Genomic DNA, 14,852 nt, shown 5'->3' with positions numbered 1-14,852 from the left:
GGGAGGTCAGGATTATGGCAAAGGAAACCAAGGTTATTCTGACCGATACTGTGACCGATCTGGGTCACAAGGGCGACGTTGTCGCAGTCAAGCCCGGCTATGCGCGCAACTTCCTGATCCCCCAGGGACTGGCTTTCGCCTGGTCCAAGGGCGCTGCTGCGCAGGTCGAGTCCCTGCAGCGGGCCCGTCGTGCCAAGTCCATGGCCACCCGTGAGGATGCCGTGGCTGCCAAGGCCGCCATCGATGGGCAGATCGTCGAGATCGCAGCGAAGGTGTCCGATTCAGGCAAGCTCTTCGGCGGCGTCTCCAGCGATGCCATCGCTCAGGCTCTTCGTCCCATGGCTGACGTGGATCCCCGCGCCATCTCCGTGGAGACCATCAAGACCACCGGCGAGTTCCCGGCTACTGTAGCTCTGCACCCCGAAATTTCGGCCGCGTTCACGGTCAAGGTCGTCGCAGAGTAGCAAATCTGGGGTCAGCGTTCGTTTCCAATTCGCTGACCCCGATCATCCCGTAATGATTCTTTTGCAATAAGGATCTGGGCTTAAGCAGGAGGCCTTCCCGCAGCAGATAAATGCGTGGGAAGGCCTCCTTATGTGTCACAGGTGGTTGCTCATCTAGAAGTTGTCGCCGTTCCAACCCCAGTCAGTAGTTGCCGTGTAGCGGATATAGGTGCGGTCCTTGGGGATGGACAGCTCTGATTCCAGGGTATCCATGATGGCCTTGGTCAGGCTTTCCCAAGCGGACTTGGGGACGTCGCTGCCGAAGACATTGACTTCCACGTATGCGGCGGGCTTGCTGTCGTCGCCGCCGAAGTAGATGGGCATGTCCGACTCGAAGGGGCACATGAGCCAGCCCTCGGACTTGCCGGGAACGGCGGTGATGGCCTTGCCGTAGGCGGTCTTGATCCGTTCTCGTTGTTCAGCGGAGATGGGCGTGCTTACATGAGTATGGATAACGGGCATGGTGCTTCCTTTCCGGTCTGTCCGGCATGACCAATCAGAATGATCCGGTCCGCCTGACGGATGGCTGACTATTCCCGTCCCATAGTAGCCTCGACCGAGCTGATCAAGCTCAGCGCCAGCCGAAGGGACGATGACCCAGGGACCAGGCTCCCAGGCGATGGGCTACCGAACGCGGATTGACCGGCTTGCCCGGCGCTGGCGCGTCCAGCAGCCACTTGCGGATCAGGAAGTTCCAGATGGCCACCACCACGGTGGCTGTGATCTTGGCAATGTTGGAGTAGAGCAGGTAGCGGGCGTGCATGGTGGTAATGGCATCAGGGGGCAGCATGGCAGTGCCCATCCACAGGATCACTTCGTTGATCCCCAGGCCGATTACCGAGGAGACCAGGAAGACCGCCATCTCCATCCACCGGGCCATGTCCTCACGATGCTTGAAGACGTAGCGCATGCTGGCCAGATAGTTGAAGACCAGGGAGATCAGGAAGGAGATGGCCCCGGCCAGGACATTGTTCAGGTGCGGTCCCATGATCAGCAGGTTCATGATACCGATGTCGATCAGGAAGGCGATGACGCCCACGATGCCGAACTTGAGCAGCTGCCCGATTAATCTACGCACGGTAGCCCATTCAACCATTCCTCTTGCGCTGGCGCGGTATGGGGAGCCGCTTGTGCGCAAAAGCCTTACGTTACGCCCTCAGGCGGGCAACTCGGTCAGGATGGGTTCCTCGGTGCTGTTGCGAATTTGACGGAAGCCTACGAAGGCGATGGCCAGCGAGGTCAGAGCCAGAGTAGTGACCACCCCGAACCCGCCCTGGGAGCCGTAACGGTCGATGAACTGTCCGGCCACAGCCGAACCGGCCGAGGAACCGATCGAATTCATGGCGCTCAGCCAGGCCATACCCTCAGTGAAGCGGATGGGGGGCACCAGATGGAGCATAAGCTGGTTGCCGTTGATCCAGGTGGGTGCCTGACAGACGCCGATGACCAGGTAGATGACCATGATGGTCCATAGATTCCTGGCGAACATGAAAGTGCCGATGCCTAGGTTGACCACCAGCAGGCAAAAGTAGAAACGTTTCCAGAGGGGGATGGTCCAGTTCTTGGCCCCGTAAAGCAGAGCGCCGACCAGGGAGCTGAAGGAGAAGCAGGCGAAGACGAATCCGGTCATCTGCTTCATTCCCTGCTCGGTGGCGAAGGCGATGATGGAGATGGATGCTGCGCTCTGGAAGGCTCCCAGGCCGAACCATGTAGCGCAGACGACGATCATGCCGGCACTCCAGAAGGCGCCGCTGCGGCCGTTCCCGCCTTCTTGGGACCGCAGACGAGCCACCTGCTGAGCCTGCCGCTCCCGATACTCTTTGCGGGTGATGCCTTGGGCGCGAGCCATGTCCGTCTGCGAGGGCGGCTCGGTTTCTCGACAGGAGAGGAACATAAAAGCCCCGACCAGCACGCAGATCCCAGTGAAGGAAAAAGCCAGCACGCCTGAAATGACCGCCAAGATGGAAGCCAGTGGGTTGCCGATCACCCACATGGCCTCGTCGAAGACCCCAGACAGGGAAAGGGCTTGGTTGGTGGCCCTGTGGTCGCCACGCAGCAGATGCGTCCACCGGCTACGGCTCATGGCTCCCCAGGGCGGAATGGCCGCCATGAAAGGGGTGACCAGATAGAGCACCCAGGTGGGGGCGTGGGCGGTGATGGCCGTGATCAGTACCGTGGCCGCGACAATCCAGACCAGAACCGTGGGAATGGAGACCTGTCGTTGACCGAACTTGTCAACCAACTTGCCCAACATGGGGCTTACCAGGGCCAGAGCTACGGCTTGGATGGCGGTCAGAGCCCCGGCCAGGGAATAGCTGCCGTAGTAGTGCTGCACCGAGATGGTGATGGTCATGCCCACCATGGGGAAGGGCATGGAGGCGATGACTGACCCTACTGCGAATCGCGCAGTGCGAGGCAGCCGCAGGAGCGCGGAGTACCCTCCGAAGACTCTGTGTACAGCTTCGACCAGAGCCGCCTTCAATTGCCGTGGCATGGACTGTTCGTCTCGCTTTCTTTGGATGCTTTCACAGTCCCGAAGTATGTCTGCATGCAGGATTTCCAGATGCATAGAGAGGTGTGGGGATAATCGGGGTACTGCTACAGTGGTAACCATATCGGCGTCTGATGGGCGCCATTCGAATACTGAAAATTCTACCCCTCGCTATGGTCTTTCATGGGGCCCGCTGGGGGTTTTGGGAGGTGGGTTGTGCCCGCGACGACCATTCATTTCGTCCGCCATGGCCAAGTTGATAATCCCGACCATATCCTCTATGAGCGATTGCCGGGATTCCATCTGTCCGACAGAGGCAGGGCCATGGTCGATGCGACGGCCCGTTTTATGGCCGAAGCTCCCGGCATGCGTGATTTGGAAGCTGTCTATTCCTCTCCGCTGGACAGGACCAGGGAGACCACGGCCATTCTGCTTGAGCAGATCAACCCCGCACGTGTTCAGCACGGTTTGAAACCGTTAAAGCCTATTTACGACCGCCGTCTGATCGAGGCCGGTAACGAATTCCGCGGCAAGCGCATCGGTCGTGGGCAAGGAGCCCTCTGGCGGCCCTCCAACCTGCGGCTGATCCTGGACTTGCGCCGTCCCAGCTGGGGGGAGTCCTATCGGCAGATCGCTCGGCGAGTGGGGGATTTCGTTCGGCAGATGGTAGTCAGCCATCCTGATGCGCAGATCCTAGCCGTCTCGCATGAGTCGCCCATTTGGTCATTTCGTCATCTCTTGGAGACCGGTCACCCCGAGCACAATATGCTTCTGCGGGCTACCGCTCTGGCCTCGGTAACCTCTATCACCCTGGACTGTGACACCGGCAAAGTGTTGGGAATCACCTATGCGGACCCAGCGGCAAGCGTGTGAAGACTGCTTGAGCGGCCTAGGATGGCTAGGGATACTGTCGTGGACGACTGTCCGAGAACCCGATGAAGGAGCGTGATGATCATGGTGGATGTACAGGCGAGCACTGAGGCGATGGCCGGACGGCCTGCCGTGGCTGAGGCGGCTGAGCAGGGAGCCAGACTTGTAGATCTTTGGCCCTTGACGGATGCCGGGCATCTGGCCAACGATGCCAAGTATGCGGAGGACCTGCAGGTGCGCATCAGCATGGTGTTGGCGCAGCTGATGACGGGCGAGGATGTGACCATTCCTGACGCTGAATACGTCTATGAGGGGGCTGAAGACATACCTGGTCGTCCCCAGGAACTGGTGGATGCTCTCATGGCGGCCAACGATGCCATCGAAAAGGCTGCACAGGCGCAAGGTGATCCGTCCAAGACGCTTGCGGATTTGGCTGAAACATTGGGCAGCAGCTGGGATCAGGCTCGGCAGCAGGATGTGGCTGCTGGCGTAGCCAATGCTGAGCGGTCCTTGAATGACCAGAACGAATCCCCCAAATTCCCGCATGACAAGGAGGGGGTGGCCCAGGCCCTGGCTACGAGTCTGGAGGTCTGTCGTGATCTGCTTCGGCGTGCAGGCGCTGACCCTGGCCATGCTGTGGACGCCGCGCCAATCCTGGTCTATGTCAATGAGCTCAATGAGCGACTGGGCATTCCCCGGGGCTTCCTGTCCGACGAGGATGTCACCCGCGCCCTGGGGTTGCTGGATGATCCGGAGGCTTTCGCGGATCTGCTGGCCCCTCTGACTGGTGCTGAGTGGGACCATCATCGTCAGGAAGTGCTCTGGGATCCCGAGGAGGCCAAGCGTAAGGCCAAGGAGGATGACGAGCGCAAGAGCCGCGAGGCCTTGCAGGCCAAGTTTGCCCACGTGCCTGAGGACCCCAATAAGCCTCACGTAGAACTTTGAGAACCTCTATCCCCCGCCTTGGCATAGGTCGGTGCGAGGGACAAGCCTGGACTCAGCGGTCGAAGCGGGCTCCTCGTGGATCGCTGGGCCGGGCCAGCAGAATGATCCCGGTGACGGTTCCGGCGATTATGAGCAGTATGCTGAAGCCTAGCAAGGAGAGCGAGGATCCCGGATGCCCGTTTACGGCAGCCAGGATGGCGAAGACCAGAGGAATGCAGCCCACCAGATCGCATACGAAGGGCAGGAGTATCCAGAAGCCGGACAAGTTGGTGTCATGAAGTCGCCGTATGCCCACTGCCAGATTGGGTATGAAAAGTCCAAGGGAGACAAGGAAAGACAGGATCTGTCCCAAGACGAGGGATTCTGAGGAGATCAGCGAGAGCGCGAAGTCGATGAGGAAGGTCATGAGAACAGGCCACCAGAATTCTCCTCGGGAGGCCCTTCCGGAGAAGACGAAATACTTGACGAAGAAACGCTTGCAGGCATTTACGAAGTCGATGCCGTGCCAGGGCGCGTTCAGTGGCGGCTCGCCATTGAATCCGGCATCTGCATTGGGGTAGGCCGGATACTGCGGAACTTGGGGTCCAGGCTGGTAGCCTGCTTGATATCCCGATTGATAGCCTGTCTGTGACCAACTCCCGGGCGACTGATAAGGGTTGCCTGATGCATAGCCAGCCGGAGATGTTGTGCCATTGGGCTGACCATTGGCCTGGACAGGACTCGGACCTTGCCCATAGGGCCCCTGCGGCTGTCTGTAATGCTGCTGTCCATAGGGCTGTTGCTGGTTATAGCCTGGCTGCTGACCGTAGGTTTGTCCTTGGTAGGGCTGTTCTTGGCGATAATCGGTGGCGGGGTTCTGAGCCTGACTGATTGGGTGGTAGATGTCGCTCTGGCCCGAGGCTGCTCCCGTGTAGCTGGATTGTTCTGGCTGGGGCTGGTTCGGATAGGCTGCGGGTCCTGAGCCGGTTCCGTCCGCTTGGTTGTTCTGTGCCCAGCGGTTGGCCGAGCCTTGATCATTGGGACCCTGGTTCACACTGCCTGCATCATCGGGATAGCTCATGGATATCGTCCCTCTCATCCTCTGTTGATAATTCTGGATCTGACTTATCCGTAGATTCCTATTATGGCAGACAGGTTCTTCTGCGCGCCGGCCATAGATAGTGCAGTGGACAGGGAGTTCGCCACTCTCATTCGGGTCGGTCAGTCACATTCGGCACCTGGTTGTCGTTGCAGGATGCTTCAACCATCGTCCGGATTAACCATATGATCATCGCCGGTATCGCCCAGCAGTAGGTCTTCAGCCAGGTTAATCAGGCCCAAGAGGAGGGCGGTCAGCAGGATGATGACCAGCGTGGCCGAGAAGATCAGCGGAGTTCTAAAGGAGTTGAAGGCCGTCTGCAGCCATATGCCCAGGCCGTTCCTGGCGCCCAGATACTCCGAAGTGGCCGCTGTAGCGAAGACATAGGCGGCACTGATGCGCAGTCCGCCGAAGATCTGCCCTGCAGCCACCCTCAGCTTGACGTGCCAGAGGGTCCAGGTTCGGGTTGCCCCGCAGTTCAGCGCCACATCCTGGTAGAAGCGTGGTACGGACTTGAGACCCCGGTAAGTCTGGACCACGATGGGGAAGAGGGCGAAGACGGCCACGATGACCACCTTGCCCAGGGGCTCGAATCCGAACCAGATCACGAACAGAGGGGCAATGGTGATCAACGGAATCATCTGTGCGCCTGCGATCAGGGGGTAGAGGGCATCGTGCAGGGTTCGCCAGCAGTAGAGGACCAGGCCCGTCACCAGTCCCAGGGCGGTGGCCAGAAGGAAGCCCAGCAGTCCTTCAAGGGCGGTGATGGCGGTGGCGGGCAGCAGCTCCTTCCGGGACTGCACTGTGGCAACCAGGATTTGGCTGGGAGCTGGCAGAGCCTGTTCGCTGATTCCTCCCAGGCGGGCAGCCAGCTCCCAGATGACCAACAGCGCCAGCAGAGTGAGTATCGGAGGCAACGCCCGGGCTCTGCTCCGCTCATGCTCCTTCATCGACCGGCTGCTTCCCGGACGTAGCGATCGGTCCACAGATCACTGGCCTGTGGGGCCTTGTTGGGGTCGCCTTTCTTGGCATCCCGATAGGTGCCCGCCTTGAACTGGAAGTCCAGATAGTCCTGGGCATCCTTAACGTTGATCAGTCCGCTGATGTTCTTTTGATCCGGGCTGTCGACCCAGTACCCCTCCTTGACGATGCTCTCCATGGAGTGTTTGGCCAGGGTTGGATCGATGGCCGATCCCTTGGTCTCCTGGACCAGGATGTCCGCTGCCTGGTCTGGGTGGCTCAGGGCGTAGTTGTAGCCCTTCAGACAGGCCTTGACGAACGCCGTCAGGGCACGACGGTGGCCCTCCTGCTGCAGCCAGGAATTCTTGACCACGAAGCCGAGTTGGTCGGGGTTGCCGGGCACCCCCCAGTCGGCCTGGGTGAAGCAGTGCAGGGCCGGGCCCTTGAGCTCGCTCTCTACGCCCTCCCAGTTGGCGTAGAAGCCGGCGAAGTCGCCCTTGCCGCTGGTCAGGGTGGCGAAGGTGTTGGTGCCGCTGGTCACCCGCTTGAAGTCGCCCTTGCCGCCTGCATACCGGATCATCTGCTTGACTACGGCAGTCTGTTCGGCCGAGCCGAAGCTGACGAATGTCTTGCCGTCGAAGTCCTTGGGGGTCTGGATGTCGGTGCGCGAGGCCAGCGAGCACCAGCGCGCCACGGAATGCTGGCCTATGTTGAAGACCTGCCGCAGGTCGGCTCCCTGGGAGTTGAAGGTGGCCAGGTTGCTCAGCTTGGAGAAGCCCACATCGGCAACCCCGTTCTGGACGGAGGTCTCGGCTCCCGCCTGAGCCGTGGGCAGGATGGTCAGCTTCAGACCGGCCTTGTCGAAGTAGCCCAAGTGCCGGGCTACGTAGATGCCGACATGGTTGGTGTTGGGTGTCCAGTCCAGCATGAAGGAGAGTTTGGAGCTGTCGTCAGCCTTGTCCTCTGCTCCCTTGGCCCCGCAGCCTGCGCTTACAGCCGTCAGGCAGAGCGCTGCTGCTAGGGCGAGCGCCCGTACGATCAGCCTGTGGTTGAAAATTCCCTTGAAGCTGCTGCTCTCCGACATGCTCATCACTGTCACCTTGCCTCTCCGGCACCTCTAGTGCCCATCCGCATCGGGGCCGCTACGGGAAGGTGAGGAGCCCGCGCGACGATCCGGTACGGTCTTGACCGATGGAATTCTGCGATGCGTGCCACGGCTGCTGCCACCAGCCGCGCGAACAAGACCACTCTAGTCCAACCCAGCCGATCCTGCCTCGCCGTGATAAAAGGTTGCATCATATGCCTCTATACTGGAAACTCACGAGAGGTCTGTGCGGGCCGGCCAGCGTCGGTCTCGTCCGGAGCAAGACAACCGATTTCGGTAGGGGTCGACGGAGGGTTCCCATGTCGGTGACCATCAGTGATGTGGCCAAGCAGACGGGCATGTCCGTATCCACGGTCTCCCAGGCGCTTAACGACAAGGGGCGCATCTCACCGCCCACCAAGGACAAGGTGCGCCGGGCGGCTATGGAGTTGGGCTACATCCCCGACAGTCGAGCTCGTTCCATGCGGTCCTCGCGTTCTCATGCCGTAGGTCTGCTGGTTCCTGATATCCGCAACCCCTATTTCTCAGAGCTGGTTTACGCTGTCCAGGACCAGCTCTACTCGGCAGGCTACGCGCCCCTGATCGGCGTGTCCTCTTGCCAAGCCAGCAGGCTGGAGGACTATTACCGCATCCTCCTGTCTCGGCATATGGATGGCGTTCTGGTCGTGCCTGACGGGCCCACGTCGCCTATGCTGCGCACCATGCTGGCACAGGAATTTCCCGTGGTTTTCGTGGACCGCCCTGACCAGGCCCTGCCCGGTGTCCCTCTAGTGGATTCCGACCCTGTGCCTGGCATGGAAGCGGCTCTGGACGCTCTGGCAGCCAGGGGATGCAGACGAGTGGCCTTCGTTCCGGGCCCAGAAAGCCGCTCATATACTTTCCGCGAACGCGAGCAGGCCTTCCTGGCTGGCGTGGAAGCCCGCCCAGGACTGACAGGATCGGTGGTTCGCCAAGGGTTCGAGGACCGTCCTCAGGCGGCCGCGACCATGCGCCACCTGCTAGGCAAGGGTGTGGACGCGGTCATCTTCGGCTACTCGGCCGATGCCATCAAGGCCGTCGCCATGGAATGGGACGGCGACTTGCGCTCGCGTTTGTCGCTGGTCTCCTTTGATGACCTGGAGGTCTTTCAACTGATCAGCCCCCAGGTGTCGGTCATCTCCCAGCAGGTGGATCGCATGGGCCGCCAGAGCGTTGACATGCTTCTGTCCATAATCGAACCGGGGCGGCAGGCTCCGGAGGGCATGAGTGTGGATCGCCGTCTGCGCACCCAAACCCTTTTCGTACCCAGGGGTCTGCTGGCCTAGGTCTATTCCTGCTTGGAAAGGGGACGGGGCTCGACAAAATGTGCGCGTGTCGGGAGGCTGTGTCGTCCTCGTAAATGATTTCCACCGACCTTTCGGCCATTTGCCGCCTTTGTTCAGACTTTCCAATTTGTGACTCAGTTCACAAAATATGAGAATTACTAAATATAGTCGACTAATCATCCTCAGGCACTACATATGGTGGTCAGGGCGTGATAGAGTGAGTCTTGTCAGCAATAATAACATCCATGTGATTCGCCGTTCCTGGTATGGAATTCGGGAACGCCAAAGCAACTGCACATGAGCAATCGTATGAGGTATTGAGGAGTGACGATGGATACTGAGGTCATGACCGATCCCGTGAAGGAGCGTGGCATTTCGGATCGCGATGCTGTCGAAGGCATTCTGGTTGAGAAGCGCGACGGCCGGATCGTCGATTTTGATCCCGTCAACATCATGAACGCCATCGAAGCCGCCTTCAAGGATGTCAAGCACGAGGTCAGCCCTGAGGATCGCCAGCAGATCCGTGGTATGGCCTTGACCGTTCAGTCCGAGATCACCGATCGCTACACCAACCCGGTCAAGATCGAAGACATCCAGACCCTGGTCGAGCATGCCCTGGTCAATGCCCATCTTTACGAGATCGCACGCTCCTATACCTCCTACCGTCTCGACCGCGACATTCAGCGTGCCAAGGCCACTGATGTCAACGAGGCTGTTCACCGCCTGACCAGCAAGGACGAGACCTTGGTGCGTGAGAACGCCAACAAGGATGCCAACGTCTACGCCACTCAGCGCGACCTGCTGGCCGGAGCGGTCTCCAAGGCCTCGGCTTTCGCCATGCTGCCCAAGGATGTCTCCAATGCCCACATGAAGGGCGATATTCACTTCCACGACGCGGACTACTCGCCCTTTACGGCCGAGACCAACTGCTCCCTGCCTGACTTCGGCGACATGCTGGCCCATGGCTTCGAGCTGGGCAACGCCATGATGGACTCGCCCAAGTCCATCGGTACAGCCGCCACGCAGATCACCCAGATCATCAAGGACATCGCAGGCTCCCAGTATGGCGGCCAGACCGTCAACCGCTGCGACGAGATGCTGGACAAGTATGCACGTCTGGACTACAAGAAGAACTATTCCATGGCTGAGGCTGTTCTGCCGGACGAGGAGCCCATTGACGTGGCCAAGGATGTCGTCCGCGGCCTCAAGGCTCGGGAGGCCGACTGGCTGCACCTGGACGATCGCGCCCCCATCGGCGAGGATGCCCCCTTCGATCTGGATGCTCCGCAGATCGTTCGGCTGCGTCAGGTCTATGCCAAGATCCTGACCCGCAAGAACATCTACGATGCCATGCAGACCATGGAGTACCAGATCAACTCCAACCGTGTCAGCAATGGACAAACACCTTTCGTTACCGTTGGCTTCGGTCTGGGCACCTCCTGGTTCGCCCGGGAGATTCAGCGGGCCATCTTCCTGATTCGCATCCGCGGACTGGGCAAGGATCGCCACACCGCCATCTTCCCCAAGCTGGTCTTCACCATCAAGCATGGTCTGAACGCGGACGAGGGCGATCCTAACTACGACATGAAGCAGCTGGCCCTGGAGTGCTCGACCAAGCGCATGTATCCTGACGTGGTCTTCTACGAGAACCTGGTCAAGATCACCGGTTCCTTCAAGGCCCCCATGGGCTGCCGCTCCTTCCTGCAGGGCTGGACCAACCCTGAGACGGGTGAGGACGAAGAGGACGGCCGTATGAACCTCGGCGTCGTCACCGTCAATATCCCGCGCATCGCTCTGGAGTCCCGCGGGGACAAGGATCGCTTCTGGAAGATCTTCGACCAGCGCATGGAGGTGGCCCACCACGCTCTGCAGTTCCGCATTATGCGCTGCAAGCAGGCCACGCCCATCAATGCCCCAACTCTCTACCAGTACGGCGCTTTCGGCAGGCTGAAGCCGACCGACAGTGTGGACACCCTCTTCCGTAACAGCCGCGCCACTGTTTCGCTGGGTTATATCGGTCTTTACGAGGCCACTAGTGTCTTCTACGGCAAGGACTGGATGAAGGACCACAGCTGGGATCCGGATGGTAAGGAATTCGCACTGAGCATTGTGCGCCGGATGAACCAGCTCTGCAAGCAGTGGGAGAAGGCCGAGGGATACCATTATTCGGTCTACTCCACCCCGGCCGAGTCGCTGACTGATCGCTTTGCTCGTATGGACAAGGAGAAATTCGGCGTAGTCGACGGTGTGACCGACCATGACTTCTACACCAACAGCTTCCATTACCCGGTCTGGCTGCGGCCCACGCCTATGGAGAAGCTCAGCTACGAGCGGGACTTCCCCTATCTGGCCTCGGGCGGGTTCATCAACTACTGCGAGTTCCCCTCCATGCAGCAGAACCCCAAGGCCCTGGAGGCGGTCTGGGACTACGCCTACGACATCGGCATCGGCTATCTGGGCACCAACACCCCTATCGACCACTGCTTCGTATGCGGCTATGAGGGTGATTTCGAGCCCACTGAGGAGGGCTTCAAGTGCCCCGAGTGTGGCAACGATGACCCTGACAAGTGCAACGTGACCAAGCGCACTTGCGGCTACTTGGGCAACCCCGTTCAGCGGCCCATGGTCCACGGCAGGCACGAGGAGATCGCCCACCGCGTCAAGCACATGGAGGGTGAGACCGGCCATGTGGTCCTCAAGGACGGCTCCACCAAGGAGTGGTTCGACGACAAGGCCGAATAGGCTCTGAGAAGACGCAACCAATGGCGGGCCGGGCAGTTTGCGGCCCGCCATTGTCATGAGGAGGATCAGATGACAGGCAAACAGGGGGGCATGAGAAAGACAGGCGGCCACCGTGACTTTGCGGCTGATGAGCAGGGGCGCGGTCCAGGGGTTCCCTCTGTGCTGACCAACAATCCCAAGGCCGGCCAGTGGGACGGACGTCGGCTTAGCCGCGGAATTGTGGCGGACTATAAACGACTGGTCATGACCGATGGCGAAGGCATCCGCTGCTCCCTATATGTCAGCGGTTGCCCCTTCCGTTGCCAGGGGTGCTACAACTCATCCATCTGGGACTTCGGCGCCGGGCACCCCTACACCCAACAGCTTGAGGACCGCATCATCACGGACCTGTCGTTGTCTTATGTGCAGGGCATCACCTACCTGGGCGGGGAGCCTCTGCTCAACACCCCCATGCTGCTTGGCCTTTCGGAGCGGATCCGGCGTGAGTTCGGCCACGAAAAGGATATCTGGTGCTGGACCGGCTACACTTGGGAAGAGCTGAACCGGCCGGGGGAGACCCCGGACAAGGCCCAGCTGATCTCCTATCTTGACGTGCTGGTGGACGGACGGTACTTGGAGAATCGGAAGAACAGCCTGCTTCAGTTCCGAGGCTCCGACAACCAGCGGATCATCGACGTACCGCGTTCTTTGGAGCAGGGCCAGGTGGTCATCTGGTCCAAGCTGCACGACCAGACCAGGTTTATTCCGGAGAACTACAGCAAGGACCGGCAGCAAGAGCAGCAGCGGGGCTAATGCTGGCTCCTGCCCGGTCTTGGTCAACGTCGCCTTGCCGGGGCACAATGGGTGTCATGACTGATGAGCATGATCACGACGCTAAACCCGACCTGCCCAAGGACCTGAGGGTCCGCTTCTGCCCTTCGCCGACCGGCACCCCGCATGTGGGCATGGTCCGCACAGCCCTCTTCAACTGGGCCCAGGCACGGCACTCGCACGGCACCTTCGTCTTCCGCATCGAGGACACGGATGCCCAGCGCGACAGCGAGGAGAGCTACCGGCAGATTTTGGACGCTCTCAAGTGGCTGGGGCTTGACTGGGACGAAGGGGTCGAAGTAGGCGGTCCGGACGGCCCCTACCGGCAGTCGGAGCGCGGCGACATCTACCGCCATGTTGCTCGGCAGCTGCTGGATGCCGGCTACGCCTACGAGTCCTACTCCACCGCTGAAGAGATCAAGGACCGCAACCTGGCTGCCGGCCGTCCGGCCGCTTTCGGCTATGACGGCTATGACCGCGACCTGAGCGAGGAGCAGCGGCAGGCTTTCCGCGAACAGGGCAGGCGCCCCGCCCTGCGCATCCGCATGCCCGACGAGGACATTGCCTTCGACGATCTGATCCGTGGGCATATCGAGTTCAAGGCCGGATCCGTGCCCGACTATGTGATTGTGCGCCCCAATGGCGATCCACTTTATACTCTGACCAATCCGGTCGATGATGCCCTGATGCGCATCAACGTGGTCCTGCGCGGCGAGGATCTGCTCAGCTCCACACCCCGGCAGATCGTCCTCTATCGGTACCTGATGAAGCTGGGCATAGCCCGGGCCATGCCCCTGTTCGGGCACCTGCCCTACGTCATGGGCCAGGGCAAGAAGAAGCTGTCCAAGCGCGACCCTGAGTCCAATCTTTTCCTTCACCGGGAGCATGGCTTCATTCCTGAAGGTCTGCTCAACTATCTGGCCCTGCTGGGCTGGTCAATCGGTCCGGATCGTGATGTCTTCTCCATGGATGAGATGGTTGAGCACTTCGACATCCGCGATGTCAAGGCCAATCCGGCCCACTTCGACATCGACAAGGCCGTGGCCATCAACGCCGAGCACATCCGCATGCTGGAGCCGCAGGACTTCCTGGACCGGTCCCTGCCCTACCTCAAGCGCGACGGGCTGGTGAGCGCCGAGCACTGGCAGGACCTGAGCGATCGGGAGCAGAGAATTCTGACCGCTGCCGCCCCCTTGGTCCAGCCTCGTGTGCGCCTGCTGGGCGAGGTTTCCGGCATGGTGGGCAGTCTCCTCAGCCAGGAGGAGTACCTGGAACCCGAGCCGGATGCCCGCAAGCAGCTCAAGGATTCCGCCGGACAGGTCCTGGACTTGGCTATTGCCGCTCTGCAGGATGTGTCCACCCAGGACTGGAAGACCGACCACCTGCACGATCTGCTTACTCGGGCGCTGGTGGAGGAGGGCGGCTATAAGCCCCGCCTGGCATTCGGTCCGGTCAGGGTGGCGGTCTCGGGAAGGCGGGTCTCGCCGCCTCTGTTCGAGTCCCTGGAGATCCTGGGCAAGGACACAACACTCCGAAGGATGATCAACTTGCGCCAAAACCTCTGATCGGGTATATTTCTTTTTTGTTGTGCTACTGACCTGTTGAACCGGGTTCGTACGCGGCGAAAAGTGAAGCCCCCGTCGTCTAGCGGTCTAGGACTACGCCCTCTCACGGCGCCAACACCGGTCCAAATCCGGTCGGGGGTACGACATGTGGCAACCGTCCAAGCGATTGTCGCACAGCCAATTGGGGTATGGTGTAATTGGCAACACAGGTGATTCTGGTTCATCCATTCTTGGTTCGAGTCCAGGTACCCCAGCGGTAGAGACATCAAGTCTCAAGGAGCGGAACACCGACACGGTGATCCGCTTCTTTTTATTTACGGATTACCATAGTTCTTAGGATTGCTTCCGGTCCGCAAAGCGGCGGCTGGATGTGTCCACGAAAGTTGCCTGCGGTGTGAGCAAGCAAACAAAAAGAGGAGGCCCGGCAGACTGCTATGTCAGAGTTTCCGATGATGGAATCTGCTACTTTGAGCATAGAG

General features: G+C 60.1%; 13 protein-coding genes and 2 tRNA genes. 9 read left to right on the top strand and 6 right to left on the bottom strand.

Annotated features, from left to right (window positions below; genetic code table 11):
• The first annotated feature begins 14 nt into the window (after positions 1–14).
• Positions 15–464 (top strand): 50S ribosomal protein L9, encoded by a 450-nt coding sequence (rplI, locus tag ACGG9J_RS03685; protein WP_390133720.1) that lies wholly within the window; start codon positions 15–17, stop codon positions 462–464.
• A gap of 153 nt (positions 465–617) precedes the next feature.
• Here rplI and ACGG9J_RS03680 read toward each other — a convergent pair whose 3' ends face one another.
• The 3 genes from ACGG9J_RS03680 to ACGG9J_RS03670 all read right to left on the bottom strand — a co-directional run bounded on the left by ACGG9J_RS03680 (position 618) and on the right by ACGG9J_RS03670 (position 2,997).
• Positions 618–965 (bottom strand): phenylpyruvate tautomerase MIF-related protein, encoded by a 348-nt coding sequence (locus ACGG9J_RS03680; protein WP_390133718.1) that lies wholly within the window; start codon positions 963–965, stop codon positions 618–620.
• A gap of 109 nt (positions 966–1,074) precedes the next feature.
• Positions 1,075–1,581: a GtrA family protein gene (locus tag ACGG9J_RS03675; RefSeq protein ID WP_390135303.1), complete on the bottom strand. Its 507-nt coding sequence runs from the start codon at positions 1,579–1,581 to the stop codon at positions 1,075–1,077.
• Positions 1,582–1,659: 78 nt separating this feature from the next.
• A complete protein-coding gene (locus ACGG9J_RS03670) occupies positions 1,660–2,997 on the bottom strand; it encodes an MFS transporter (RefSeq protein WP_390133716.1) in 1,338 nt (445 codons plus the stop codon).
• A gap of 213 nt (positions 2,998–3,210) precedes the next feature.
• Here ACGG9J_RS03670 and ACGG9J_RS03665 point away from each other — a divergent pair, with 213 nt between their 5' ends.
• Positions 3,211–3,867 (top strand): histidine phosphatase family protein, encoded by a 657-nt coding sequence (locus ACGG9J_RS03665; RefSeq protein ID WP_390133714.1) that lies wholly within the window; start codon positions 3,211–3,213, stop codon positions 3,865–3,867.
• An 81-nt stretch (positions 3,868–3,948) separates the two neighbouring features.
• Positions 3,949–4,809 (top strand): hypothetical protein, encoded by an 861-nt coding sequence (locus ACGG9J_RS03660; protein WP_390133712.1) that lies wholly within the window; start codon positions 3,949–3,951, stop codon positions 4,807–4,809.
• Positions 4,810–4,861: 52 nt separating this feature from the next.
• Here the strand turns inward: ACGG9J_RS03660 and ACGG9J_RS03655 are convergent, their stop codons facing one another.
• The 3 genes from ACGG9J_RS03655 to ACGG9J_RS03645 all read right to left on the bottom strand — a co-directional run bounded on the left by ACGG9J_RS03655 (position 4,862) and on the right by ACGG9J_RS03645 (position 7,937).
• The gene (locus ACGG9J_RS03655; RefSeq protein ID WP_390133710.1) at positions 4,862–5,869 is read right to left on the bottom strand and encodes a DUF805 domain-containing protein; all 1,008 of its coding nucleotides are present in this window, start codon (positions 5,867–5,869) and stop codon (positions 4,862–4,864) included.
• A gap of 179 nt (positions 5,870–6,048) precedes the next feature.
• On the bottom strand, positions 6,049–6,837 hold the full coding sequence (locus ACGG9J_RS03650; RefSeq protein ID WP_390133709.1) for an ABC transporter permease: 789 nt from the start codon (positions 6,835–6,837) through the stop codon (positions 6,049–6,051).
• A complete protein-coding gene (locus ACGG9J_RS03645) occupies positions 6,834–7,937 on the bottom strand; it encodes an ABC transporter substrate-binding protein (RefSeq protein ID WP_390133707.1) in 1,104 nt (367 codons plus the stop codon). Before ACGG9J_RS03645 ends, ACGG9J_RS03650 begins: the two co-directional genes overlap by 4 nt.
• A 314-nt stretch (positions 7,938–8,251) precedes the next feature.
• Here ACGG9J_RS03645 and ACGG9J_RS03640 point away from each other — a divergent pair, with 314 nt between their 5' ends.
• The 6 genes from ACGG9J_RS03640 (at position 8,252) to ACGG9J_RS03615 (ending at position 14,627) form a co-directional block, all read left to right on the top strand.
• Positions 8,252–9,256: a LacI family DNA-binding transcriptional regulator gene (locus tag ACGG9J_RS03640; protein ID WP_390133705.1), complete on the top strand. Its 1,005-nt coding sequence runs from the start codon at positions 8,252–8,254 to the stop codon at positions 9,254–9,256.
• 345 nt (positions 9,257–9,601) lie between these two features.
• Positions 9,602–11,998: an anaerobic ribonucleoside-triphosphate reductase gene (gene nrdD, locus ACGG9J_RS03635; protein ID WP_390133703.1), complete on the top strand. Its 2,397-nt coding sequence runs from the start codon at positions 9,602–9,604 to the stop codon at positions 11,996–11,998.
• 69 nt (positions 11,999–12,067) lie between these two features.
• Positions 12,068–12,790: an anaerobic ribonucleoside-triphosphate reductase activating protein gene (gene nrdG, locus ACGG9J_RS03630; protein ID WP_390133701.1), complete on the top strand. Its 723-nt coding sequence runs from the start codon at positions 12,068–12,070 to the stop codon at positions 12,788–12,790.
• Between the two features lie 56 nt (positions 12,791–12,846).
• Positions 12,847–14,373, top strand: a complete 1,527-nt coding sequence (gene gltX, locus ACGG9J_RS03625; protein ID WP_390133700.1) for a glutamate--tRNA ligase — start codon at positions 12,847–12,849, stop codon at positions 14,371–14,373.
• A 68-nt stretch (positions 14,374–14,441) separates the two neighbouring features.
• Positions 14,442–14,514 (top strand) — tRNA-Glu (locus ACGG9J_RS03620).
• 41 nt (positions 14,515–14,555) lie between these two features.
• Positions 14,556–14,627, top strand: a tRNA-Gln gene (locus ACGG9J_RS03615).
• The last annotated feature ends 225 nt before the right edge of the window (positions 14,628–14,852 follow it).

The sequence above is a fragment of the Bifidobacterium apicola genome, from assembly GCF_042846865.1.
Classification (GTDB): domain Bacteria; phylum Actinomycetota; class Actinomycetes; order Actinomycetales; family Bifidobacteriaceae; genus Bombiscardovia; species Bombiscardovia apicola.
This window is presented reverse-complemented; position numbering and strand designations above follow the sequence as displayed.